The 23,328-nt window shown below is 41.1% G+C and carries 17 protein-coding genes and 1 tRNA gene; 8 read left to right on the forward strand and 10 right to left on the reverse strand.

Translation table 11 applies throughout. The features are described 5' to 3' along the window. Nucleotides 1-9: 9 nt before the first annotated feature. Nucleotides 10-447 (reverse strand): PepSY-like domain-containing protein, encoded by a 438-nt coding sequence (locus tag KTR07_RS10750; protein WP_008765741.1) that lies wholly within the window; start codon nucleotides 445-447, stop codon nucleotides 10-12. 230 nt (nucleotides 448-677) lie between these two features. On the opposite strand from KTR07_RS10750, the gene KTR07_RS10755 reads away from it, so the two are divergent. Genes KTR07_RS10755 through KTR07_RS10765 form a run of 3 tightly spaced genes read left to right on the forward strand, consistent with a single transcriptional unit; the run spans nucleotide 678 to nucleotide 3,525 of the window. Continuing rightward, nucleotides 678-1,829 carry an NEW3 domain-containing protein gene (locus KTR07_RS10755; protein WP_011107521.1) on the forward strand — a complete coding sequence of 384 codons (1,152 nt, stop codon included), beginning with the start codon at nucleotides 678-680 and terminating at the stop codon, nucleotides 1,827-1,829. A gap of 3 nt (nucleotides 1,830-1,832) precedes the next feature. Beyond that, entirely contained in the window at nucleotides 1,833-2,576 is a 744-nt protein-coding gene (locus KTR07_RS10760; protein WP_011107522.1) for an ABC transporter ATP-binding protein, read from the forward strand. Then, entirely contained in the window at nucleotides 2,569-3,525 is a 957-nt protein-coding gene (locus KTR07_RS10765; protein ID WP_008761587.1) for an ABC transporter permease, read from the forward strand. Before KTR07_RS10760 ends, KTR07_RS10765 begins: the two co-directional genes overlap by 8 nt. A gap of 125 nt (nucleotides 3,526-3,650) precedes the next feature. On the opposite strand, the gene KTR07_RS10770 is transcribed toward KTR07_RS10765, so the two are convergent. The 4 genes from KTR07_RS10770 to KTR07_RS10785 form a co-directional block, all read right to left on the reverse strand. Beyond that, on the reverse strand, nucleotides 3,651-4,928 hold the full coding sequence (locus KTR07_RS10770; RefSeq protein WP_217315401.1) for a HAMP domain-containing sensor histidine kinase: 1,278 nt from the start codon (nucleotides 4,926-4,928) through the stop codon (nucleotides 3,651-3,653). A 22-nt stretch (nucleotides 4,929-4,950) separates the two neighbouring features. Beyond that, a complete protein-coding gene (locus KTR07_RS10775; protein WP_117981279.1) occupies nucleotides 4,951-5,628 on the reverse strand; it encodes a response regulator transcription factor in 678 nt (225 codons plus the stop codon). Nucleotides 5,629-5,760: 132 nt separating this feature from the next. Beyond that, nucleotides 5,761-7,254 (reverse strand): proline--tRNA ligase, encoded by a 1,494-nt coding sequence (gene proS, locus KTR07_RS10780; RefSeq protein WP_011107525.1) that lies wholly within the window; start codon nucleotides 7,252-7,254, stop codon nucleotides 5,761-5,763. Between the two features lie 357 nt (nucleotides 7,255-7,611). Then, nucleotides 7,612-7,687: transfer RNA gene (locus KTR07_RS10785), tRNA-Gly, on the reverse strand. A 741-nt stretch (nucleotides 7,688-8,428) separates the two neighbouring features. On the opposite strand from KTR07_RS10785, the gene KTR07_RS10790 reads away from it, so the two are divergent. The 5 genes from KTR07_RS10790 (at nucleotide 8,429) to KTR07_RS10810 (ending at nucleotide 17,361) form a co-directional block, all read left to right on the forward strand. Next, the gene (locus KTR07_RS10790) at nucleotides 8,429-9,841 is read left to right on the forward strand and encodes a TolC family protein (RefSeq protein WP_011107543.1); all 1,413 of its coding nucleotides are present in this window, start codon (nucleotides 8,429-8,431) and stop codon (nucleotides 9,839-9,841) included. Between the two features lie 6 nt (nucleotides 9,842-9,847). Continuing rightward, complete coding sequence (locus tag KTR07_RS10795) at nucleotides 9,848-10,837, forward strand: HlyD family secretion protein (protein WP_011107544.1); 990 nt, start codon at nucleotides 9,848-9,850, stop codon at nucleotides 10,835-10,837. 4 nt (nucleotides 10,838-10,841) lie between these two features. Beyond that, nucleotides 10,842-12,026 carry an ABC transporter permease gene (locus tag KTR07_RS10800; RefSeq protein ID WP_011107545.1) on the forward strand — a complete coding sequence of 395 codons (1,185 nt, stop codon included), beginning with the start codon at nucleotides 10,842-10,844 and terminating at the stop codon, nucleotides 12,024-12,026. After that, nucleotides 12,010-13,179, forward strand: coding sequence for an ABC transporter permease (locus KTR07_RS10805; RefSeq protein ID WP_011107546.1), 1,170 nt, complete (start codon nucleotides 12,010-12,012; stop codon nucleotides 13,177-13,179). The genes KTR07_RS10800 and KTR07_RS10805 overlap by 17 nt, the downstream gene beginning before the upstream one ends. Before the next feature lie 192 nt (nucleotides 13,180-13,371). Next, a complete protein-coding gene (locus KTR07_RS10810; protein ID WP_217315403.1) occupies nucleotides 13,372-17,361 on the forward strand; it encodes a hybrid sensor histidine kinase/response regulator transcription factor in 3,990 nt (1,329 codons plus the stop codon). A 59-nt stretch (nucleotides 17,362-17,420) separates the two neighbouring features. On the opposite strand, the gene KTR07_RS10815 is transcribed toward KTR07_RS10810, so the two are convergent. The 5 genes from KTR07_RS10815 to KTR07_RS10835 are packed head-to-tail and all read right to left on the reverse strand — an operon-like array spanning nucleotide 17,421 to nucleotide 23,223. Beyond that, nucleotides 17,421-17,930, reverse strand: a complete 510-nt coding sequence (locus KTR07_RS10815; RefSeq protein WP_008765751.1) for a hypothetical protein — start codon at nucleotides 17,928-17,930, stop codon at nucleotides 17,421-17,423. A gap of 12 nt (nucleotides 17,931-17,942) precedes the next feature. Continuing rightward, nucleotides 17,943-19,841, reverse strand: coding sequence for a TonB-dependent siderophore receptor (locus KTR07_RS10820; protein WP_062695098.1), 1,899 nt, complete (start codon nucleotides 19,839-19,841; stop codon nucleotides 17,943-17,945). Nucleotides 19,842-19,857: 16 nt separating this feature from the next. Next, nucleotides 19,858-20,292, reverse strand: coding sequence for a DUF1893 domain-containing protein (locus KTR07_RS10825; RefSeq protein WP_008761597.1), 435 nt, complete (start codon nucleotides 20,290-20,292; stop codon nucleotides 19,858-19,860). Then, nucleotides 20,292-21,695 carry an aldo/keto reductase gene (locus KTR07_RS10830; RefSeq protein ID WP_117981281.1) on the reverse strand — a complete coding sequence of 468 codons (1,404 nt, stop codon included), beginning with the start codon at nucleotides 21,693-21,695 and terminating at the stop codon, nucleotides 20,292-20,294. The genes KTR07_RS10825 and KTR07_RS10830 overlap by 1 nt, the downstream gene beginning before the upstream one ends. A gap of 19 nt (nucleotides 21,696-21,714) precedes the next feature. Next, the gene (locus KTR07_RS10835; protein WP_008765754.1) at nucleotides 21,715-23,223 is read right to left on the reverse strand and encodes a 4Fe-4S binding protein; all 1,509 of its coding nucleotides are present in this window, start codon (nucleotides 23,221-23,223) and stop codon (nucleotides 21,715-21,717) included. Nucleotides 23,224-23,328 lie beyond the last annotated feature (105 nt).

The following is a 23,328-nucleotide window of genomic DNA, read 5'->3' on the forward strand; positions in this document are numbered from 1 at the left end:
TTAAGAAAGTTAATTATCAATATCAATCAGATTAAACTTCAGGTCAAATTTCAGTTCTGTACGGTTGGATAGCTTTACTTCGTAATCTTTCTTATCACGTTCTATCTTCAGCACTTTTGCATCCGGATAATTAGTTGTTACATATTTCTGAATGGCGGCAGGAATAATGGCAACAGGTACGGAGGTGTGCTTGCAATCTACTTCCTCCCAGTTTCCCTTCTTGTCAAATTCCACTTTATTACCATTCGTGAAAATCACTTCATAGCTTTTGTAAAGGAAGTCACTTTCCATTTTTGCCAGTGCCACTTTGCTGTCAGAGAAATGCTGTTTGATGAACTGTTGTGCTAATTGTGGCATTTGAGTCACCTGGATAGGTTTATCGTCATCTGCACGTGCTACTGTCTGTAAAGTGAACAAGCATACTAATAAGAATACTAACTTTTTCATAATCATTGTTTTTTTAATTGGTTTTACTGTTATCATTTAATTTATAATGCAAAGATGAGAGGAGAATCTGAAAAGATTTGGGAATTTTGGGCAAAATCTGAAAAAAACAAAGGAAATCTTTCTTATTGTATTCTTTTGTTTCTTTTAACAGCAACTAATAAATTCATCGCTTATTTTTGCAGGCACAAATTTGACAATATTCATATTAAATCAACCATAAGAACTTTCGTATGACTATGAGAACAAATTGTTTTTTATTATTAACTGTTTTGCTGGGAATACTTCCCATGAGTAACACACACGCTAACGATTCTATACCTAAAAGCGTGATCTTGTACACACCTTACACAAAAATCTCCGTTTCACCGGGGGCGTCTATTGACTACAGCATCGACCTGATTAACAACACAGACAAGTTGGTGAATGCCAATCTTTCCGTCAGTGGCCTATCAAGCAGCTGGAAACATGAAATGAAATCCGGTGGTTGGAATCTCAGTCAGTTGGCCGTACTCCCTAAAGAAAAGAAAACTTTTAATCTAAAGGTAGATGTTCCTTTAAAAGTAAGCAGAGGCAGCTATCATTTTGTAGTGTCTGCCGGAGAAGCGCAACTCCCTCTGAATGTCGTTGTGGCACAACAAGGTACTTATCAGACGGAGTTTACCACCGACCAGCCCAATATGCAGGGAAATTCCAAATCAACTTTCACCTTTAATGCCACACTAAAGAATCAGACTGCCGATCAGCAACTGTATGCGTTGATGGCTAAAGCACCCAGAGGCTGGAATGTTATTTTCAAACCTAATTATAAGCAGGCAACTTCCGCACAAGTAGAAGCCAACAGCAGCCAGAATGTAAGTATAGACATCACTCCTCCTGCCAATGTGGAAGCTGGCAGTTATAAAATTCCCGTACGTGCCGCTACAGGCAATACTTCGGCTGAACTGGAACTGGAAGTAGTTGTCACCGGTTCTTATCAGATGGAACTGACCACCCCGAGAGGATTATTAAGTTCTGACGTGACTGCCGGTGATACCAAACGAATCGAACTGGAAATTAAAAATACAGGTTCTTCTTTATTGAAAGATATCCAACTGTCTGCCAACAAGCCGGTTGACTGGGATGTAGCTTTCGAACCGTCAAAGATAGAAATGCTGAAAGCCGGAGAAACGGCTACTGTTGTAGCCATCTTGAAAGCATCTAAGAAAGCGCTTCCGGGTGATTATGTAACTACGATGATGGCCAAAACTCCGGAAGTGAATGCAGATGCGCAATTCAGAATTGCCGTAAAGACTCCGATGATTTGGGGATGGGTAGGTGTTCTGATTATTCTGGCTACTATCGGTGTTGTCTACTATCTGTTCCGTAAATATGGAAGGAGGTAAATTATGGGCGAACAAGTGATCGTACTTACCGAATTAACCAAACAATACGGTAAATTTACTGCTGTAGATCATATTCGCCTGAGTATCCGGAAAGGAGAAATCTTCGGTTTGCTGGGTCCGAACGGTGCCGGAAAGTCAACTACTATTTTGATGATGATGGGATTAACGGAGCCCACATCGGGAATTGTCGAGATTTGTGGAATTAATTCTACCACTCATCCTATTGAAGTGAAAAGGAAAATCGGCTATCTGCCCGAAGATGTGGGATTCTATGATGACATGACAGGTCTGGAAAATCTGATGTATACGGCACGGCTGAACGGTATCCCTGACAAGGAGGCGAAAGTAAAAGCACTGGAGCTGATGAAGCGCGTAGGGCTTGAAGATCAGCTGAAAAAGAAAACCGGAAAGTATTCCCGCGGTATGAGACAACGTCTTGGTCTGGCCGATGTGCTTATTAAGAATCCCGAAATCATTATTCTAGATGAGCCGACTTCGGGAATTGACCCTGCGGGTGTTCAGGAGTTTATTGAACTGATTCGCTGGCTGAGCAAAGAGGAAGGGCTGACGGTTTTGTTTTCTTCCCACCATCTGGACCAGGCACAGAAAGTATGTGACAGAGTAGGATTGTTCAGTAACGGCAAAATACTTGCTCTGATTGATATGGCAGAGCTGAAAGAAAAGAAACAGGAATTGTCTGATATTTATAACCATTATTTTGAGGAAGGAGGCGAAGGGCATGAGTAAAGTCAATCATCCTTTTTGGGTTATCGTACATAAGGAAATATCCGATCATGTCAAAAGCTGGCGTTTTCTTATTCTGATCGGTATCATAGCACTTACTTGTATGGGATCGCTATACACGGCGCTTACTAATATCGGTGCGGCTATCAAACCGGATGATCCGGACAGTTCGTTCCTCTTCTTGAAGTTATTTACAGCTTCGGACGGGACTCTCCCCTCTTTTGTGCTGTTTATTAACTTTTTAGGTCCTTTGTTGGGAATTGCTTTGGGATTCGATGCTGTCAATTCGGAGCAGAATAAGGGGACATTGAGCCGTATGCTGTCTCAGCCCATTCATCGTGATTGTATCATTAATGCGAAGTTTGTGGCTGCTTTGATCGTGATAGGTATTATGCTGTTTGTACTGGGCTTTTTGGTGATGGGATTCGGATTGATTGCCATTGGCATTCCTCCTACGGCTGAAGAATTCTGGAGAATCGTTTTCTTTCTTATAACGAGTATCTTTTATGTAGCCTTTTGGTTGAACTTGGCCATCTTATTCTCACTCCGTTTCCGTCAGGCTGCTACTTCTGCGCTGGCTTCCGTAGCCGTTTGGCTGTTTTTCAGCGTATTCTATACGATGATTGTCAATTTGGTGGCAAAGGGATTAAGTCCGTCGCAGATGGCGTCTCCTTATCAGATTATCAGTTATCAGAAATTTATTCTTGGATTAATGCGTCTGGCACCCAGTGAATTGTTTAATGAAGCTACTACAACGCTGCTGATGCCTTCCGTCAGAAGTATCGGACCGCTTACGATGGAACAGGTACAAGGGGCTATTCCGAGTCCGCTGCCGTTGGGACAGAGTCTGCTTGTTGTTTGGCCACAGCTCACGGGGCTGATTGCAGCGACTGTTATCTGTTTTGCAATCTCATATATTATGTTTATGAGAAGGGAAATCCGATCCCGATAATCATATATGCGGAGTCCAAATCAGGTATTGTCATAAGGTGTAATCTTAGGTAGTACCATATTAATTCTGCCATCCAGCACATTGTCTTGCTCTGGATGGCAGATGTTTTATTAATTGTTTTACTTCTAGTTCTTGTTGGAGATTTCGAAACAATGTTCTCCTTGTTCGAAGTAATATCGCAAGTTCAACTGTTGCAGACGGCAGATGGAATCGGTTATTGCCAGTCCTAATCCAGTAGATCCTTCTTTTTTGTGTCCTTGATAGAAACGTTCAAAGATGTGAGTCTCATCCAGTGGTTGCTTCTCTCCGGAATTTCGGAAGGTGATGCTATGTTTGGTTATGATAATCCGGATATGTCCTTCGTCTACGTTATGTACAAACGCGTTCTTTAACAGGTTTGTTAGTAAAGCAATAGCCAGAGATTCGTTCATGGTTATATGGAAATTAGCCTGTTCTGTTATACTTACTTCTATGTTCTTGTAGCTGTAGACTTCTTTATAGTCTTCCAGGTATTGCCTGAGGAGTACGTTTAAGTCTACCTCTTTGGTGTCGGTGAACTGGCCGTTATCTATTTTTGATAGCAGCAACAGGGATTTGTTTAGTTTGGTGATATATTTCAGTGTCTGATGGGTTTTCATCAACTCTTCAAGCTGTTTCTCGGACAAAGAATCGTCTTCCATCAGCATTTCCAACCGATTGCGGCAGATGGCAAGCGGTGTCTGAATTTCATGTGAGGCGTTTCCAATGAACTGCTTCTGCTGTTCGAACATTTGTTCTGTCCGCTCTACGTAACGGGTGGCCGCATCATTCAGTTTGCGGAATTCCGTGATCCGTGTATCGTTTTTCAGAGGTTTGTTTTTCTTTCCGGTCTGATAGCTGTCCAACCAATGAAGTAGTATATACAGCGGTCGCATATTACGATAAAATACCCATACGGATATGATGATGATACAAAGTAACAGAGCTACATACAGGAAAATAATCCAGACTTGAATCGCACTTTTCAAATCATCTTTTTCGATGCTGGGAGTGGATACGGTCAATTCGTAATAACGGTCTTCGTCATCTTTAAAGATAGTGGTCAGAATACGTGCCGGTTCTGTTTCCTCTTTTTCTACAATGTATACCATGGAGTCTTTATATTGGATATCTTCCCGGCTCTTTGCATATTCTTTGGTTATTTCTTTCAGATAATATTGATTATTGGAACCATTATTTTTGGAGGGAAGCTCCTCTCCTGCCGATGCGCGGATAATGATTGTTTCCGAATAGTCTTCCAGTGAATCATCCACTTCATCGTTGACTTCGTCAATCATCGTAACATAGAAAAAGACTGCCCAGACAGTCAGGATAAGAGTCAGGGCGAGGGTGATGCGAAAAATGATATAATATATAAGTTTCATGGATGATCCTTTCTGGTTTCGATTATTCTACAATCAGTTTATAGCCGAATCCATAAACGGCCTTGATTTCAATATTTGCTTCTGCATCCTTCAATTTTTTGCGAAGATTTTTGATTTGTGCATAAATGAAGTCAAAGTTATCCACTTGATCGATGTGGTCTCCCCATACCGATTCTGCCAGTGTGTTTTTATTGACCAGACGGCCGGGACGATTTATGAAATAAAGCAGGATATCATATTCTTTTCTGTTCAGTTCCAGCTCCTGTTCGTTGACAAACACCCGGTATTTATCGGGTTCTATCTTTACATTTCCCTGACGGATATAGATTTCTCCATCATGTTGATTCCGACGGATCACACTTTTGATCCGTGCATTTAATTCTGCCAGATGAAATGGTTTCGGCAAATAATCGTCAGCTCCTAATTCCAGTCCCAGTACTTTGTCTTCCAGCGAATCTTTGGCAGAGATAATAATCACATTTTCCCGTTTGTGGAGAGCTTTCAAACGTTCGAGAAGGTCAAGACCGCTCCCGTCCGGCAGCATAATATCCAGTAAGACACAATCATAGTCGTAATCTTCTATTTTGTATAATGCACTGTTGAAGTCTCCGGCCGTTTCTACGACATAACGTTCTTTTTCCAGCGAACGTTGGATCAATTCTCTTAAAGAGGGTTCATCTTCTACAATTAATATCTTCATAAAATCTTCTCCTTTCTTTATTACTGTCTACAAAGAAAAGAGATATTTCTGAAATAAAACTGAAATGGATAAAAAAAGAGTCAGATTCTCAATTTTAAAAATCTGACTCTTTTACTATTGAAATAGATATTTTTAATAAGAACGTGCAAAAACGACGCGGCAGGCAGAAGGTTTGCCCGTTACCATACATTTTCCCGGTTCTTTATCACCTTCAACGTACGAATCGAATGGGATACAACGAATCGTTGCTTTTGTATCCTCTTTAATCTTTTCTTCAGTCTCGGTTGTTCCGTCCCAATGAGCTAGGATAAAGCCGCCTTCTTCGATTTTCTCTTTAAATTCTTCGTAAGTATCTACTGTCGTGATTTTAGAATTGCGGTAATCCAATGCTTTTTTGTAGATATTTGCTTGAATTTCTTCGAGCAGTTTCTGAACATATGTTTCGATGCCATCGCAAGTCACAGTTTCTTTTTCCAGTGTATCGCGGCGCATTACTTCCATTGTATTGTTTTCGAGGTCACGTCCTCCCATCACCAGACGAACAGGGACACCTTTCAATTCATAATCTGCGAATTTGAAGCCCGGACGTTTGTTGTCCGCATTGTCATATTTCACAGAAATGCCCAGTGCTTTCAGTTTGGCAACAATGCCTTCCACTTTCGCGTCGATTTGTTTCAGTTGCTCGTCGTTCTTATAGATAGGAACGATTACTACCTGAATCGGAGCCAGATGTGGAGGTAATACCAGACCGTTATCATCGGAATGAGTCATAATCAGAGCACCCATCAAACGGGTAGAAACACCCCATGAAGTTGCCCATACATATTCCATCTTATTTTCCTTATTCACAAACTGAACATCAAATGCCTTGGCAAAGTTCTGTCCAAGGAAATGAGATGTACCGCTTTGCAATGCTTTTCCATCCTGCATCATAGCTTCGATGGTATAGGTATCAAGTGCACCGGCAAAACGTTCGTTAGCGGATTTTACACCTTTCACTACCGGAACAGCCATGTATTTCTCAGCAAATTCGCCGTATACATTCAGCATTCTGATCGCTTCTTCCTCTGCTTCTTCGCGTGTGGCATGAGCGGTGTGTCCTTCCTGCCACAGGAATTCGGCAGTACGCAGGAAAAGACGGGTACGCATTTCCCAACGGAAAACGTTTGCCCACTGATTACAAAGAATAGGCAGGTCACGATAAGACTGAATCCAGTTTTTATATGTATTCCAGATGATTGTTTCTGATGTAGGGCGAATAATCAGTTCCTCTTCCAATTTGGCAGCAGGGTCTACTACTACGCCGGAGCCGTCTTCTGCATTTTTCAAACGGTAATGAGTCACTACGGCACATTCTTTAGCGAAACCTTCTACGTGTTCTGCTTCGCGGCTCAGGAATGATTTTGGAATTAATAATGGGAAATAAGCATTCACGTGTCCTGTTTCCTTGAACATATCGTCTAGTTGACGTTGCATCTTTTCCCAAATTGCGTATCCGTAAGGCTTAATCACCATACATCCGCGTACGGCAGACTGTTCTGCCAAATCAGCTTTTACCACCAAATCGTTGTACCACTGTGAGTAGTTTTCGCTACGTTTGGTGAGGTCTTTCAGTTCTTTTGCCATTATATTTTTCTATTTAAGTTTTCTTGGATGTTAAAACAGGGTGCAAAAATACGAAAAAGGAACGAACTGCCCTATTCTTCTCGCATTATTTTCTTTATATCGCCTTATGTGACTGATTTATCCATTTATAGTTACTATTATAGTCACTTTACTTGGTGTCATGGAAGAGTATATCTATGGATTTCACTCAGATGAAGAAATTTATTGTTATTGGACTACTATTCCTAATATTCATTTCTGCTTTACTGGGATTTTATGGTATTTATCTGATACATAAAATATCAAGAAAATGAGTTAAAAGAACTCTTGTAAAAATATAAAAACAGATAGTCATTGTCTGACTACCTGTTTTTTCAGTGGAGCGGTAAGCGAGACTCGAACTCGTGACCCTTAGCTTGGGAAGCTAATGCTCTACCAACTGAGCTACTACCGCATTACTTGTATCTTTCATAAAAGCCTTATGAAATGGTGATGCAAAGGTAAACATAATTTTTATATCTCAAATAAATTTCTTCAAATTTTAGTAGAGGAAAATCTATATTATAATTTCTATTCCAGATGAAAAAAAGAATCGGATATGAAAAATCGTATATTCGATTGCTGTATAATTTAAAATATACAGATAGAAATAAAATGATTCGATAAAATCCTCTGGATTTCTAATCAGATATTTTCAGAACTTAATATTATTGGATTTACTTCTTGTCAATATGTGCGATTTTATCAGTTTATGCTAACGATAAGTTAATTGTATGCTTACTAACTGATTCAATCTGAAAGATTAAAATGATTGAGATATTAGTTGTATCCGGAACAAATAATCTGTTTCACTTGTGTTTTATTCATTCCTTTTAAGGGAGCAGAACGTTCCTCAACGACCAATGTCCCGTTGGTTTAAAACCAAGGAGTCGTTCCTTTAAAAGGAAATAGCTCAAATAACGTTCTTTTTCTGTATAATCCGATAATATATATGCAAAAATATATTGAAATTCTGTATGTTATTACGCGTTTTTATGCATAATTTCTGCTGTTTGATGAAATATGTATGGGGCTATTCTTTGTGTAATCTTAAATATAGAACATTTTTTTAAGATTCTTTCTCTGTTTGTTAAAGTGAACAAACCCGTCCTCTCATCTGTTAGAAAGTCTCAATTTTAGATTTAACCTAACCAGCATGAAAAAAAATAAGATACTTTTTGTACTATGGGCTTTGTGTTTTTTCGTCATTCGGACAAATGCACAGACACCGCTAAGTTTCGAAGAATCGTTGCACCTGCTTAATCAGGGAAATCAGAGTTTGAAGATAGCTGATAAAGGGATAGAGATTGCCAAGGCAGAACGTGACAAGCTCAATGCTTTTTGGTATCCTACCTTGCAGTCTACAGGTGCATTTGTGCATATGTCCGAGAAGATAGAAGTGAAGCAGCCACTGTCTCAGTTTACTGATCCGGCAAAAGACTTTGTACATTCCATTATTCCGGATGACCAGATAATCTCAGCTATTCTGGATAAAATAGGAGCCAATACTCTTGTCTTTCCACTAACTCCGAGAAACTTGACGACTGTTGATCTGTCAGCAGAATGGGTGCTCTTTTCCGGAGGAAAAAGATTTCGTGCAACAAATATTGGTCGGACAATGGTGGATCTGGCGCGAGAGAATCGTGCACAGACTGCTGCAAGCCAGCAAAACCTGTTGGCAGAAAGTTATTATGGTCTGCGACTGGCGCAACAGGTCGTAGCGGTACGTGAAGAAACTTATAAAGGTCTGCAAAAGCATTATGAAAATGCTTTGAAACTGGAAGCTGCCGGAATGATAGACAAAGCAGGACGACTGTTTGCCCAAGTGAATATGGATGAAGCAAAACGGGCATTGGAAGCTGCACGAAAGGAAGAAACAGTGGTGCAAAGTGCCTTGAAAGTTTTGTTGAATAAAAAAGATACGGATGAGAATATCGTTCCTACTTCTCCCCTTTTCATGAATGATTCGTTACCACCCAAAATGCTTTTTGATATGTCGGTCAATAGTGGAAACTATATGCTTAATCAACTGCAGCTGCAAGAACATATCGCCAAGCAGGAAGTACGGATTGCCCAAAGCGGATACTTGCCGAATATAGCCCTTTTTGGAAAACAGACCCTCTATTCGCATGGCATTCAAAGCAATTTACTGCCGCGTACCATGGTGGGAATCGGTTTTACATGGAATCTCTTTGACGGACTGGATCGGGAAAAGAAGATCCGGCAATCAAAGCTAACCCAGCAAACGTTGGCTTTAGGGAAGATGAAAGCACGCGATGATCTTGCTGTCGGAGTGGATAAACTCTATACACAATTGGAGAAAGCTCAGGATAACGTAAAAGCGCTGAATGCGACCATCGAACTGAGTGAAGAACTGGTACGTATCCGAAAGAAATCCTTTACTGAAGGGATGGCAACTTCTACCGAAGTGATTGATGCTGAAACTATGCTTGCCAACGTAAAAGTGGCTCGTCTGGCAGCATATTATGAATATGATGTGGCATTGATGAATCTTCTTTCACTCTGCGGCACACCGGAACAATTTGTAAACTATCAACCTAAACCGTAACAAACAATGAAACCAACTAGTAGAACCCTTTCATGGGCATTCGTCATTATTATGCTGGCAGTCGGTATTTTTACTGCTCTGGGAATAATATTGATGCACAAACAACCGCTCGTCCTGCAAGGGCAGGCAGAAGCGACAGAAATCCGTATTAGCGGGAAACTTCCCGGACGTATCGATACCTTTTTGGTTCAGGAAGGTGACTGGGTACGTCAAGGAGATACTCTTGTTGTGATCAACAGCCCCGAAATACATGCCAAGTATCAGCAGGTGAATGCATTGGAGCAAGTAGCCGTGCAGCAGAACAAGAAAATAGATGCCGGTACCCGCCGACAGATTGTTGCTACCGCGCTGCAACTATGGAACAAAACAAAAAGTGATCTTACACTGGCTAAAACAACTTATAACCGTATTCTTACCTTATATAAAGACAGTGTTGTCACTTCCCAGCGGAAAGATGAAGTGGAAGCTATGTATAAAGCTGCTGTTGCAGCCGAACGGGCAGCCTATGAACAATATCAGATGGCGGTAGACGGTGCACAGAAAGAAGATAAAGAATCTGCCGCCAGTATGGTGAATGCTGCCAGAAGTACGGTGGAAGAAGTTTCGGCACTATTGGTCGATGCCCGGCTGACAGCACCCGAAAACGGTCAGATAGCTACCATCTTTCCTAAACGTGGGGAATTGGTTGCGCCGGGAACTCCTATTATGAACTTGGTTGTCATGGACGATATTCATGTAGTTCTCAATGTGCGTGAGGATTTGATGCCACAATTTAAGATGGAGGGCACCTTTGTTGCGGATGTACCTGCCATCGATAAAAAAGGTATTGAGTTTAAAATCTATTATATCAGTCCGTTAGGAAGTTTTGCTACTTGGAAATCAACGAAGCAGACCGGAAGTTATGACTTACGAACCTTCGAGATTCATGCCCGTCCCACTCAGAAAGTGGATGACCTGCGCCCCGGTATGTCCGTATTACTGACATTAAATGAATGATAGAATGAGTTCATCACAAACATATTCTCCTTTTCGTTCCGTGCTGCTCAGGGAGTGGCGACGGATGACTTCACGACGCCTTTATCTGTGTGTGTGTATCATCCTGCCGCTATTTACCCTTTTCTTCATGGCAACAATCTTCGGCAACGGGCAGATGGAAAACATTCCCATCGGTATTGTCGATCAGGACAATACTGCCTCTTCACGGGCAATCACCCGAAATATATCTGCTGTGCCAACATTTAAAGTGACAAGGCATTTTGTGAATGAGGAAGCTGCCCGAAAGGCCGTACAGAAGAAGGAAATTTATGGTTATCTCTCCATTCCTCCCAAATTTGAGCAAGATGCTATTTCGGGAAAGAATGCGACTCTCTCCTATTATTATCATTATGCGTTGCTTTCGGTAGGTGGCGAATTGATGGCTGCTTTCGAAACGTCGCTGGCTCCTGTGTCGCTCTCTCCCATTGTGATGCAAGCTGTCGCTCTCGGAGTGGAACAAGACAAGATCACTACATTCCTGTTGCCCGTACAAGCCAGCAATCACCCTATATACAATCCGAGTCTGGATTATTCGGTTTATCTGAGCCAACCGTTTTTCTTCGTCTTGTTTCAGGTATTGATTTTACTCATTACTGTATATGCAGTCGGAATTGAGATTAAATTTCGCACTGCCGATGAATGGCTGTTTGTTGCCAAAGGAAATATGGTAACGGCTGTTTTAGGAAAACTACTCCCCTACACCATTATCTTTATTCTGATAGGATGGCTGGCAAATTATGTGATGTTCGGCATTCTGCATATTCCTTTTCAAGGAAGCTGGTTATTGATGAATATGCTGACAGCGCTTTTTGTCGTGGCAACACAGGCATTGGGATTATTCCTGTTTTCACTATTTCCGGCTATCTCTCTGATCATAAGTATTGTTTCCATGGTCGGCTCTTTGGGAGCTACTTTGTCCGGTGTCACTTTTCCGGTGCCCAATATGTATCCTTTGGTACGAGATGCTTCCTATCTTTTCCCTGTCCGGCATTTCACGGAAATGATGCAAAATATGCTCTACGGGGGGAGTGGTTTTATTCACCTTTGGCCATCGGCTGTGATACTATGTATCTTTCCGCTGCTGGCTTTAGTGTTACTTCCTCATCTGAAACGTGCCATAGAAAGTCATAAATATGAAAAAATTAAATAAGTTACAACAGTTATCGTTCATCATCCGACGTGAATATCTGGCTATCAGTACCAGCTATGCTGTATTACTGGTATTGATGGGTGGAATCTTCGTGTACGGATTGCTCTATAATTATATGTATGCCCCCAATATTGTGACGGATGTCCCGGTTGCCGTAGTCGATAATTCACATAGCGAGTTGAGCCGTAACTTCATCCGCTGGCTGGATGCTACGCCTCAAGCGGAAATTTATGATCAGGCTATGGATTATCACGAAGCTAAGGAATGGATGAAAGCTGGAAAAGTACAAGGTATTTTATATCTCCCTCATGATTTTGAGGAACGGGTATTTCGTGGAGATGAAGCCGTGTTTTCTCTGTATGCCACTACCGATGCTTTTCTCTATTTTGAAGCCTTACAAGGAGCTTCTTCACGTGTGATGCTGGCTATCAATGACAAATATCGTCCGGATGGAGCAGTCTTTCTGCCTCCCCAGGGATTATTGGCGGTAGCTATGGCACAGCCTGTAAATATAGCGGGAACCGCACTCTATAACTATACGGAAGGATATGGATCTTATCTGATTCCGGCCGTTATGGTCATTATCATTTTTCAGACATTACTGATGGTCATTGGTATGGTGACCGGAGAAGAGCATATGACAAAAGGCATCCTTGCTTATACTCCCTTCGGAAAAAGCTGGGCAGTCGCTATACGTATTGTATCAGGGAAAACGTTTGTTTACTGTAGTTTGTATGCTGTTTTTTCATTCTTTCTATTAGGGTTGCTTCCTCATTTCTTTAGTATTCCCAATATTGGAAACGGATTGTATATTGTATTGATGATGATCCCCTACTTGCTGGCGACATCTTTTCTGGGGCTGGCAGCCTCCCGATATTTCACTGATTCGGAAGCACCATTGCTTATGATTGCCTTTTTCTCGGTAGGACTGATTTTTCTTTCCGGTGTTTCCTATCCGATGGAGCTGATGCCTTGGTATTGGAAAGCTGCTCATTATATTTTTCCGGCAGCACCTGCTACACTCGCCTTTGTGAAGTTGAACTCAATGGGAGCAAGTATGGCTGATATCCGACCCGAATATATTACTTTATGGATTCAGGCAGTTATCTATTTTATATTAAGTGCATGGGTATATAAAAAGAAACTCAGCTGAAAGTAGTATTTTAGTTGCATATTTTAAACTGATATCGCTCAAAAGTATAATATTTCAACCAACGAATAATTAACTATGGAAATAAAAAAGTTTTGTTGAACATTTTACTTGATTATCTCGTCCTTTTTTATTTATTTTGTTAACTATTATTTGGAGATAGACCATAGTACTACTTTAAATACAACTATTTATATGAGGAATATTATACTATTTTTATTATTACTGCCGTTAATGGCATATGGACAAACATACAAACATATTGGAGTAGAGGATGGTTTGAGCAATCGGAGAATATACAATATTCAGAAGGATCACCAAGGATATATGTGGTTTCTTACTAATGAGGGTATGGACCGATATAACGGTAAGGATATAAAGCACTATAAACTTATCGAAGAAAACAAACAATTGAGTTCCGAAATACATCTCGGATGGCTATATGCTGATAAAGAAGGCGGGATATGGGTCATTGGAAAAAAAGGACGTATTTTCCAGTATGAAGAAAAGTATGATCGTTTTACAATGGTCTATAAGTCACCGAAAGTCACTGATGCCATCAGTTACGGTTATTTGGACCGTAACAACAATTTATGGTTATGCGGCAAAGATTCTATTTTGTTGTATAATACTAAGACTACTCAGGTTATGCGGCTTCCTAATTTGTTGGAAGATAATATTACGGTAGTAGAACAGGCTGATGACACTCATTTCTTTATAGCAACAGAAATGGGGGTCCGGTATACTCAGTTTGAAAACGAAGCTTTGAAAGTCATTCCTTTAGATATGCTTGATCATGTCTATACGCAAATTAACAGTCTCTATTTCCATCCTCAGCTTCACAGACTTTTTGTAGGAACTTTTAGTGATGGTACTTTTGCCTATGATATGTCTGCTCATCAAATTATCAAATCAGATACGAAGTTGGGTGATGTGAGTATTACTCATATCAGACCGTTGAATCAAAAGGAACTACTGGTTACTACGGAAGGAATGGGAGTACACAAAATTGATGTAAATACTTGTAATACCTCTCCGTTCATTGTGGCAAACTACGAAAGTTATAATGAGATGAATGGAAATAATATTACCGATATTTATATTGATGAAGAAAAAAGAATCTGGCTTGCTAATTACCCGGCAGGAATCACAGTAGTCGATTTCCGTTATAAGAATTATCGTTGGATAAAGCATTCTATCGGTAATAAGCAGTCTATCGTCAATGATCAGGTACATGCGGTTATTGAAGATAGTGAAGGAGATTTATGGTTTGGAACCAGTAATGGGATAAGTTTCCAGGATTCAAAAACCGGTCAATGGCATTCTTTTCTGAGTTCTTATGATAAGCAGCTGAAAGATAAGAACCATATTTTCATTACTTTATGCGAAGTTTCTCCGGGTGTTATCTGGGCAGGAGGATATACGTCGGGTATTTATAAGATTAACAAGAAAACATTGTCTGTAGAGTACTTTTCGCCTTTTCTTCTTAGCTCTGTCAACATACGTCCGGATAAGTATATCAGGGATATGATTAAAGATTCAAAAGGATATATATGGTCGGGAGGGTATTACAATCTAAAATGTATTGATCCTAGAAAAAATACTGTCCGGTTGTATCCCGGAGTCAATACTGTTACGGCGATTGAGGAAAAAGATACTAATTTCATGTGGGTGGGGACAGCTACTGGACTTTTTCTGCTTAACCGGAATTCCGGTGAATATCAGTATATATTAATGCCTGTGGAGTCAACATATATCAATACTCTTTATCAGGCCAATGACGGATTACTGTATATCGGTACAAACGGCTCGGGAGTACTTATATATGATCCTGGAAACATGAGTTTTGAACACTATTACGCTGATAATTCGGCACTTGTATCTAACAGTATTTATACGATTCTTCCGGAAATGAACGGACAGATAATGATGAGTACGGAAAATGGAATTACCAGCTTTTCTATAGAAAAGAGATCATTTCATAACTGGAGTCGCGAACAGGGAATGATGTCTGCTTGTTTTAATGCAACTTCCGGTGCGTTACGTAAGAATAATAATTTTGTTTTTGGCAGTGTTGATGGGGCAGTTGAATTTCCGGCAGGTATAAAGTTGCCGGATTATGAATATTCGAAAATGATATTCAGCGATTTTCATATTTCCTATCAACCGATTTATCCGGGAGAAAAAGATTCTCCTTTAGAGAAAGACATTGATAAGACTGATGTGTTGAGACTTAAATATGGTGAGAATACTTTTTCATTTCGTGTTTCTTCCATCAACTATGATTTTCCTTCTCATTCAGTTTATTATTGGAGGTTGGAAGGCTCTTCTTATAATGAATGGGTACAACTGAGTGGCAATAGTTTAATTCGTTTTACCAATTTAAGTCCCGGCAAATATAAACTTTATGTACGTGCCATATCGAAGGAAGAACCTAGTATCGTTTTCGAAGAACGGCAAGTTGGAATTATCATATCGCAACCTGTATGGCTAAATGGCTGGGCTATATTCATATATATGCTTCTGATCGTCTTTGTTTTCAGCATTGCTTTCCGGATAATGATTCTGAAAAAGCAGAAAAAGATATCGGATGAGAAAACACATTTCTTTATTAATACAGCTCATGACATCCGCACTCCGCTTACGCTGATAAAGGCTCCTTTGGAAGAGTTTGTTGAGGAAGAAACACTGACAGAGATCGGTTCGCAGCGTATTAATACGGCATTGAGAAATGTGAATGCCCTTTTACGGTTGAGCACTAATTTAATCAACTTTGAACGGGCCGATGTTTATTCTTCCGAATTGCGTATCTCAGAATATGAACTGAACACGTATATGAATGAGATATGTAATAGTTTTCGTTCGTATGCCAATATCAAGCATATTGATTTTACTTATAAGAGTGATTTTAATTATCTGAATGTATGGTTTGATAAAGATAAGATGGATTCTATCTTAAAAAATCTGATTTCCAATGCGTTAAAATATACTCCAGAAAATGGGATAGTCAGCGTATCTATTTCTGAGACTAAAGACTCATGGAAGCTGGAAGTCAAAGATACGGGAATAGGCATTCCGGCAAACGAACAGAATAAACTGCTTAAGATGCACTTTCGGGGTACAAATGCCATTAATGCAAAAATAACTGGTAGTGGAATCGGATTAAAGCTGGTTGATAAATTGGTGCACCTTCATAGTGGTAAGATAAATATAGAGAGTGTTGAGCAACAAGGCACTACTATCACTGTTGTTTTCCCGAAGGGTAATAAGCATTTCCGTCACTCGAACCTGATAGATCCGGAAAAAACCGGCAGACAGGAAGCTGTACTGGATGCTCCGGTTATATCCGAAGCGGCGGAAAAGACAAACGATGAGAATCTGCAACGTATTCTTATTGTCGAGGATAATGATGAACTACGTGCTTATCTGGTCAATTCATTATCACCGATGTATAATGTACAGGCTTGCGGTAATGGTAAGGAAGCATTGATCATTGTAAAAGAATTCTGGCCGGAGCTTATTCTATCCGATATTATGATGCCGGAAATGCGGGGTGACGAACTGTGTTCCACTATTAAGAATGATATTGAAACATCACATATTCCTGTCTTGTTACTTACTGCTTTGGGTGAAGAACAGAATATTCTCGATGGTTTGGATATTGGTGCTGATGAATATATTGTAAAACCGTTCAGCATAAGAATCCTGAAAGCCAGTATTGCCAATTTATTGGCGAATCGGGCATTATTGCGCAGCAAATATGCGAATTTGGAAATAGATATAGAGGTTAAGACTCCTTTAGCGAAATGTACTAATAGCCTTGACTGGCAATTTTTATCGGCTGTGAAAAAAACGATAGAAGACAACATCAATAATCCTGCCTTTTCTGTTGAGGTTCTCAACGATTTGCATAATATGAGCCGTACACGTTTCTATTATAAACTGAAAGCAATAACAGGACTATCTCCTCAGGAATTGATAAAAACAACCCGGCTGAAACGTGCTACGCAACTATTAAAAGAAGGTGAGTATAATATTACTGAAATCTCGGAGATGTGTGGATTTTCAGAATCCAAATATTTCCGGGAAGTATTCAAGAAAGAATATAAGATGAGTCCGAGTCAATATGCTAAGAAATATAGTATTTCTTCTTCCGGTATTATAGAAGATGATTCAGATGAATAAAATAATAAGCTGCTTTTTCTTTGCAGAAAAAGCAGCTTATTATTTTTTAATTAGAGACATTACTTGCGTATCAAGTATTTAATAAACAAATAACCTCCTAATACTTGCAGGCACATTCCGGGAATACCGATGCGGAAGTCCTGAACAGCATTGTAGAAATTTCCTATATACATCCACTCTCCCAATGTTCCGATGATCTGATAAAACAAGACTACTCCTGCTAATACAGGGATAGAAATGCGTCCGAAGCGTTGCGCAGCCCATCCGGCGGCGATAGCTAATAATACGGATTTCAATAGGATGGCAGGCAATACTGCGGGCACTGGCATACCAAAGAGCAGAGAGTTTATGACTGGAGACAAGATAGCAGTTAGCAAACCGACCTTCCAGCCATATTTGTAAGCACCGATCAGAGTGAAGAAATAAATAGGCAGCCAGGTTAATCCACCTAGTGGAATGAGATGAAAGAGCCTGGGAAAAAGGATATTGCCAACGATGAATAACGAGGCTGCCAAATAGGTCTTCACATTACTGTAATTCAGTGAATAGAGTTTTACTGTTGTTTCCATATCTTTATTCTTTTAGAAATTCAAATTAATACCACCCATGAATGTTGCCTTGGGCATGGGATACCCTGCATTTATTTCGTAACGTTGTGCCAACAGGTTTTCACCTTTCACAAAGATGTTGGCAAAATTACAAACACGATAACTTCCTCGCAGATTCCATAAAACAAAACTATCCTGTTGCTCGGTGCCTTTATTATTAACGATTACAGAAGTGTAAAGTCCCTTAATATATTGCATTCCTGTCGATACAGTCCAGCGACCTGCGGTATAGTCTGCTCCGACATACAATTTGTGTTCAGGAGCGGCGAGAACCGGATTCTCCATGTGCAACCAGCTATAGTTGGCATTCACATTCCAATGAGAATTAAACCGATAACCGATATTCGCTTCAATTCCCCAGTTTTCTATTTCTCCGGAATTGACGTTCAGCGGAGGCGTCAAACCGTTGCTCATAATTACATTGTCACCATTAATATAATACAGGTTAAGTCCGTAATATAAGGCATCTTCCAATAACCGTTGGGAATAGGAAAGTTCATAACTGACCAGTTTTTCCGGATTCAGTTCCGGATTGGCAGGAGCAAACATATACATTTCCCGGATGGTAGGGTTGCGATATCCTTTGCTCACCATCGCTTTAAGTTCTGCACTTTTGGGAAGATGAAAAGCCAGTCCTCCTTGTGGAATCCATTCAGTACCTACATGAGAGTGATGATCTACACGAACACCCGCATCCAATGACAACCAGCTATTTATATCCTGACGGAAATCGACATATCCTGCAAATTCATCCATTTGCTTGTCTACTCCCGGTTTCCGCTCTCCGGTAGCCAAGACTTTGTTCCATGATTCCCCTCCGAAGTGCTGATAGTCAAATCCTACCGTCAGACGATTGCCTGTGAAGAACGTAGCACTCTGATACCAGGAAATGCCGAGCATCTTGTCTTTAGAATTAAAGTGTGATGTTTGTGGTTGTTCTCCTGTTTTATATCCGTCATTGATTTTATGCCGTCCCCAATTATAGAAAAGGCTCAAAGCTCCTGATGTCTTCTCATAATGGTTTTCCAAGGCAAGCGAGGTCATACCACGTGTAATACGCGAATCATTGTCGATAAGTGGAACTTGTATCGTTCCCGGATTGGAAGCATTGAAATGGGTTACATTTACATCTCCCCAGAGTTTCCAGGAAGAGCTGAAATCATATCCTAACTTCGCGTATCCTCCATATTGTTTGAACTCCATATCGGGACGATGTCCGTCCGTACGATTGTAAGAACCGGTAACGATACTGCTGAAACGTCCTTTCTTTACACGGTTGGAAAATTCCGTCTGCAAAGTGTTGTATGAGCCATACCCTACCTGCATATTCGTTCTTACTCCCTCATCCTGCTGTTTGCGGGTGACTATATTGATTACTCCGCCCATTGCATTCGAGCCATAGAGTACAGAGGCAGGGCCGCGCAAGACTTCCACTTTCTCTGTCAACATAGACTGATATGCATCCGCAATCGGATGTCCCATCAATCCCATATATTGCGGATGTCCATCGATCAAAACCAATAAACCTGCCGTCGGACTGCCTCCGATACCACGCAGACTCATGCCACCTGCCGCACCTGTGGACACACCATATCCCATAATACCACGGCTGGTAGTAAAGAATCCGGGAACCTGTTCCGTCAATAGCGGCAAAAGTGAAGGTTCATATCTTTTCTCTATTTGTTGCCTTCCTACTACTGAAATAGTCATGGGAAGGTGACGAATATCCGTCTCGTTCCGTGTTCCGGTAACTACGACTTCGTCGATAGTATAGTTTCTTTTGACTTGTGTGCTGTCTTTTCCGGGTTGTGCCATTCCTGAAATGGAAAGCAGGCTGCCGAACAAAAACAAACAAACTGTATTTGTTTTCATATTCTGTTTCGCGCTTTTATTTCTCCTGCAACTTTTTACCACTTCTTATTTTTTCGAGGAAATCACGAATCAGCGGCAATATGGCTTCTGCCGATTCTTCTTCGCTACACATCGTTTCTACCGGACACCAGCCTGTGTGATCACGATTCCATATAAAAGGTACTTCTTGTACGAAATGGACTTTTATATCCGAGCTTCGTAATAAATCCAACGCTTTCGAACTGATGATGTCTGTATGAAGTTCCCGGATACCTCCCAAAATCATGAGGGCGGCAGCCCCCTTCCCTACTACTTTGTCGGCTATCGAAGCTCCTTTCAGGAAATCCGGTTCCTGTGTCAGCAAATCATATAAATCCGCTACGCCACGTTGGGTAAAGGTACGTATGTTGTCTCCATTGGCAATCACACAGGAATATCCTCCCGAGTGTAATAAGTTGATTAATTCTTCCATTATAAGGTTCCTTGTTTCAGTTGTTCTACAAATTGGTCAATCCGGTGCAGTTCTTTGGGTATATCTATGTTTTGAGGACAGTGAGGTACGCATTGATTACATCCGATGCAATGACTAGCCTGACGGAGTTTAGGTACACTGCGGTCATATCCTACAAGAAATGCCCGGCGGGCTTTGAGATAATTCTCATCCTGTCCGTTTTTAGGAACATTGCCTTCATTGACACAACGGTTATAATGTAATAAGACAGCCGGAATATCCAGACCATACGGACATGGCATACAATATTTGCAGTCATTGCAAGGGATGGTAGGATACTTCAGCATTAACTGTGCCGTGTCTTCCAGAAAATCCATCTCTTCGTCAGTCAGCGGTTCCAATGGAGAATAAGTACGCAGGTTATCCTGCAAATGTTCCATATATGTCATACCGCTTAATACAGTCAATATATCGGGGAACGTTCCGGCAAAGCGGAAAGCCCATGAAGCTACGCTGCTTTCCGGACGGCGTTGTTTGAGGCGTGCCACCAGATTGTCATTCAGTTTAGACAAGCGACCTCCCAAAAGCGGTTCCATGATAATGGATGGAATCCCCCTTTTATGTAGCTCACCATACAGATATTCGGCATCGGTATTCCGGGCATTTGTCTCTTTCGCATGCTTCCAGTCCACATAGTTAAGCTGTATTTGTACGAAATCCCACTTTATCTCATCGTGTCGGGAAAGCAGATAATCATATACTTCGATGTCGCCATGATAGGAGAATCCGAGATTGCGGATGCGACCTGCTTCACGTTCTTTTATCAAAAAGTCAAGCATTCCATTATCCAGATATCGTCCTTTAAGGGCGTCCATTCCCCCCATACCGATACCATGAAGCAGCATATAATCGATATAGTCCACCTGAAGGTCTGCAAAAGATTTATGATACATTTTGAGGGAAGCTTCGCGTGACCATGTATCCGGAGAGAAATTGGATAGTTTGGTAGCAATGAAGTATTTATCACGTGGATAACGGCTTAGTGCAATTCCTGTGGATTTCTCAGAAAAACCTTGTACGTAGGCCGGAGATGTATCGAAATAGTTTACTCCATGAGCGATGGCGTAATCGATTAATCCGTTCACTGCATCCTGATCGATCACTTCACCCTTACCGTCGGGAGACGGTTTGAGAGGCCAGCGCATACAGCCGTATCCTAAAAGCGACACGCGGTCGCCTGTTGTTGGAGACGTGCGGTAAGTCATTTTGTCGGTAGGAATTTCCCCTTCTGCCGATGCACTGCTTGATGAAGAAGTGCCTTTTGACGAGCATCCGTATAGTATCGCTGTCGATGTAGCTGCACTGATACCTACGATTTTGATAAAATCTCTTCTGTTTATGTCTTTCTTATTTTTTTCTTCCATAATCTTGTTCTGATTTAAATCATACAATTCTGTGCATCTGATGTCCGGTCACGTAAATGGCACTAAAAGGACGGGATGGACAAAGATTCTCGCAAGCACCGCAACCAATACACCGTTCGACATTGATTGCCGGAATCTTCGGTGAGTCCGCTATTTCGGGATCGGAAGCTACCATCTGAATAGCGGCTGCCGGACAATGGCGGGCACAGTTGCCGCATTCCATTCCATCAGTCAGCGGTACGCAGTTCTCCTTGATCCATACAGCATGCCCGATTTGGATAGCGGATTTCTCTGCCAGGCTGGTCAGATGAATGGCATCTGTAGGGCATACTTCCGCACATTTGGCACACTCCGGACGGCAATAACCACGCTCGTAGGACATTTCCGGCTGCATGAGAGTTGCCAGATTACCGGATGGACGTAATACCTGAGTAGGACAAACAGAGACACATAGCTGACAGGCAGTACAATGTTGGGCAAAGTTGCGTGCATTTAATGATCCGGGAGGATAAATCGGATTCTCCCGGTTGGGAATCTTCTTGTCTTCAATGGCTGCCAATCCTCCGTCTACCTTTTTCTCCTGTGCTTTCAGTATGGTAGAAGTAGCGAAAATAGTCGATGCCGAAAGAAAACTACGACGGGCATTGTCAATCTGTTCCGAGGTCACGGATTTTATTTTAACCGCTTCCGTATTAACCCCTTCTTTCTTTTGAATACGTCTGGTATATTTAATAGCTCCTTGCTTACATTTTCCCAGGCAATCCATACAAGCGACACAACGGCTATAATCAATTTCATGGGCTTTGGCATTAATACAGGATGCCTTACAATTACGTGCGCACAATCCGCAGCTATTACATTTGGAAGTATCGATCACAGGCTTGAAGATGGAGTATCGTGATATGAATCCCAATACGGTGCCGACAGGACAAATGGTATTGCAATAAGTACGTCCGTTACGCCATGCCAAAACAAAAAGCACAATAAGGGTAATCACAGCAATGATCAGTGTTGAAAGACTTTTCATCCAGACATCCACTTCATAGAAAGCATAGCTTTCTGCCCGTTCGGCAAAATATGCCAAGAGATTATTTCCCCATTGCCATACCGGAGCCAGCAGACTGGAAACCATCCGGCCGTATGCACTGTAAGGTGCCAGTAGAACGACAAAAGCATTCAGTCCGGCAACCAAGGCAAGGATGAATACAGCCAATACACCATATCTCAGCCATTTTAAAGCCGGAGAATAACGGAAGCGGTTCTTTTTCTGTTTGCCGGAGAACCATGAAACAGCATCCTGAAATACTCCTAACGGGCAAATGACCGAACAATAAATACGCCCGAATAGTAATGTGAGCACAATAAGGAATAGCACGACACCTATGTTCAAGGCTAATACTGCCGGCAGGAACTGAATTTTCGCCAGCCATCCGAACCATGTGTGCAATGTCCCTGTGAAATCAAGGAACAGCAGGGTAATAAGTGTGAAACACACGATTGCGGCTGTAAGTCTGATAGTACGCAACATAAATTTATTAGATTTTCAATTTATAGTAGTTATATCTTAATTATTTTCAATTCCATCAGAATCGAATCTTATGCTTTTTAACCGATGCAAATTTAAGCAGAGTGA

This window comes from Bacteroides sp. MSK.20.82, from assembly GCF_019052485.1.
Lineage (GTDB): Bacteria > Bacteroidota > Bacteroidia > Bacteroidales > Bacteroidaceae > Bacteroides > Bacteroides thetaiotaomicron.

Bases quoted from the DNA above. Each gene is read 5' to 3' on its own strand.
- KTR07_RS10805 (WP_011107546.1), top strand. From the start codon at position 12,010: ATGAAAAAATTAAATAAGTTACAACAGTTATCGTTCATCATCCGACGT.
- KTR07_RS10815 (WP_008765751.1), bottom strand. From the start codon at position 17,930: ATGGAAACAACAGTAAAACTCTATTCACTGAATTACAGTAATGTGAAG.
- KTR07_RS10800 (WP_011107545.1), top strand. From the start codon at position 10,842: ATGAGTTCATCACAAACATATTCTCCTTTTCGTTCCGTGCTGCTCAGG.
- proS (WP_011107525.1), bottom strand. From the start codon at position 7,254: ATGGCAAAAGAACTGAAAGACCTCACCAAACGTAGCGAAAACTACTCA.
- KTR07_RS10825 (WP_008761597.1), bottom strand. From the start codon at position 20,292: ATGGAAGAATTAATCAACTTATTACACTCGGGAGGATATTCCTGTGTG.
- KTR07_RS10755 (WP_011107521.1), top strand. From the start codon at position 678: ATGACTATGAGAACAAATTGTTTTTTATTATTAACTGTTTTGCTGGGA.
- KTR07_RS10770 (WP_217315401.1), bottom strand. From the start codon at position 4,928: ATGAAACTTATATATTATATCATTTTTCGCATCACCCTCGCCCTGACT.
- KTR07_RS10820 (WP_062695098.1), bottom strand. From the start codon at position 19,841: ATGAAAACAAATACAGTTTGTTTGTTTTTGTTCGGCAGCCTGCTTTCC.
- KTR07_RS10795 (WP_011107544.1), top strand. From the start codon at position 9,848: ATGAAACCAACTAGTAGAACCCTTTCATGGGCATTCGTCATTATTATG.
- KTR07_RS10760 (WP_011107522.1), top strand. From the start codon at position 1,833: ATGGGCGAACAAGTGATCGTACTTACCGAATTAACCAAACAATACGGT.
- KTR07_RS10750 (WP_008765741.1), bottom strand. From the start codon at position 447: ATGAAAAAGTTAGTATTCTTATTAGTATGCTTGTTCACTTTACAGACA.
- KTR07_RS10765 (WP_008761587.1), top strand. From the start codon at position 2,569: ATGAGTAAAGTCAATCATCCTTTTTGGGTTATCGTACATAAGGAAATA.
- KTR07_RS10830 (WP_117981281.1), bottom strand. From the start codon at position 21,695: ATGGAAGAAAAAAATAAGAAAGACATAAACAGAAGAGATTTTATCAAA.
- KTR07_RS10810 (WP_217315403.1), top strand. From the start codon at position 13,372: ATGAGGAATATTATACTATTTTTATTATTACTGCCGTTAATGGCATAT.
- KTR07_RS10790 (WP_011107543.1), top strand. From the start codon at position 8,429: ATGAAAAAAAATAAGATACTTTTTGTACTATGGGCTTTGTGTTTTTTC.
- KTR07_RS10835 (WP_008765754.1), bottom strand. From the start codon at position 23,223: ATGTTGCGTACTATCAGACTTACAGCCGCAATCGTGTGTTTCACACTT.
- KTR07_RS10775 (WP_117981279.1), bottom strand. From the start codon at position 5,628: ATGAAGATATTAATTGTAGAAGATGAACCCTCTTTAAGAGAATTGATC.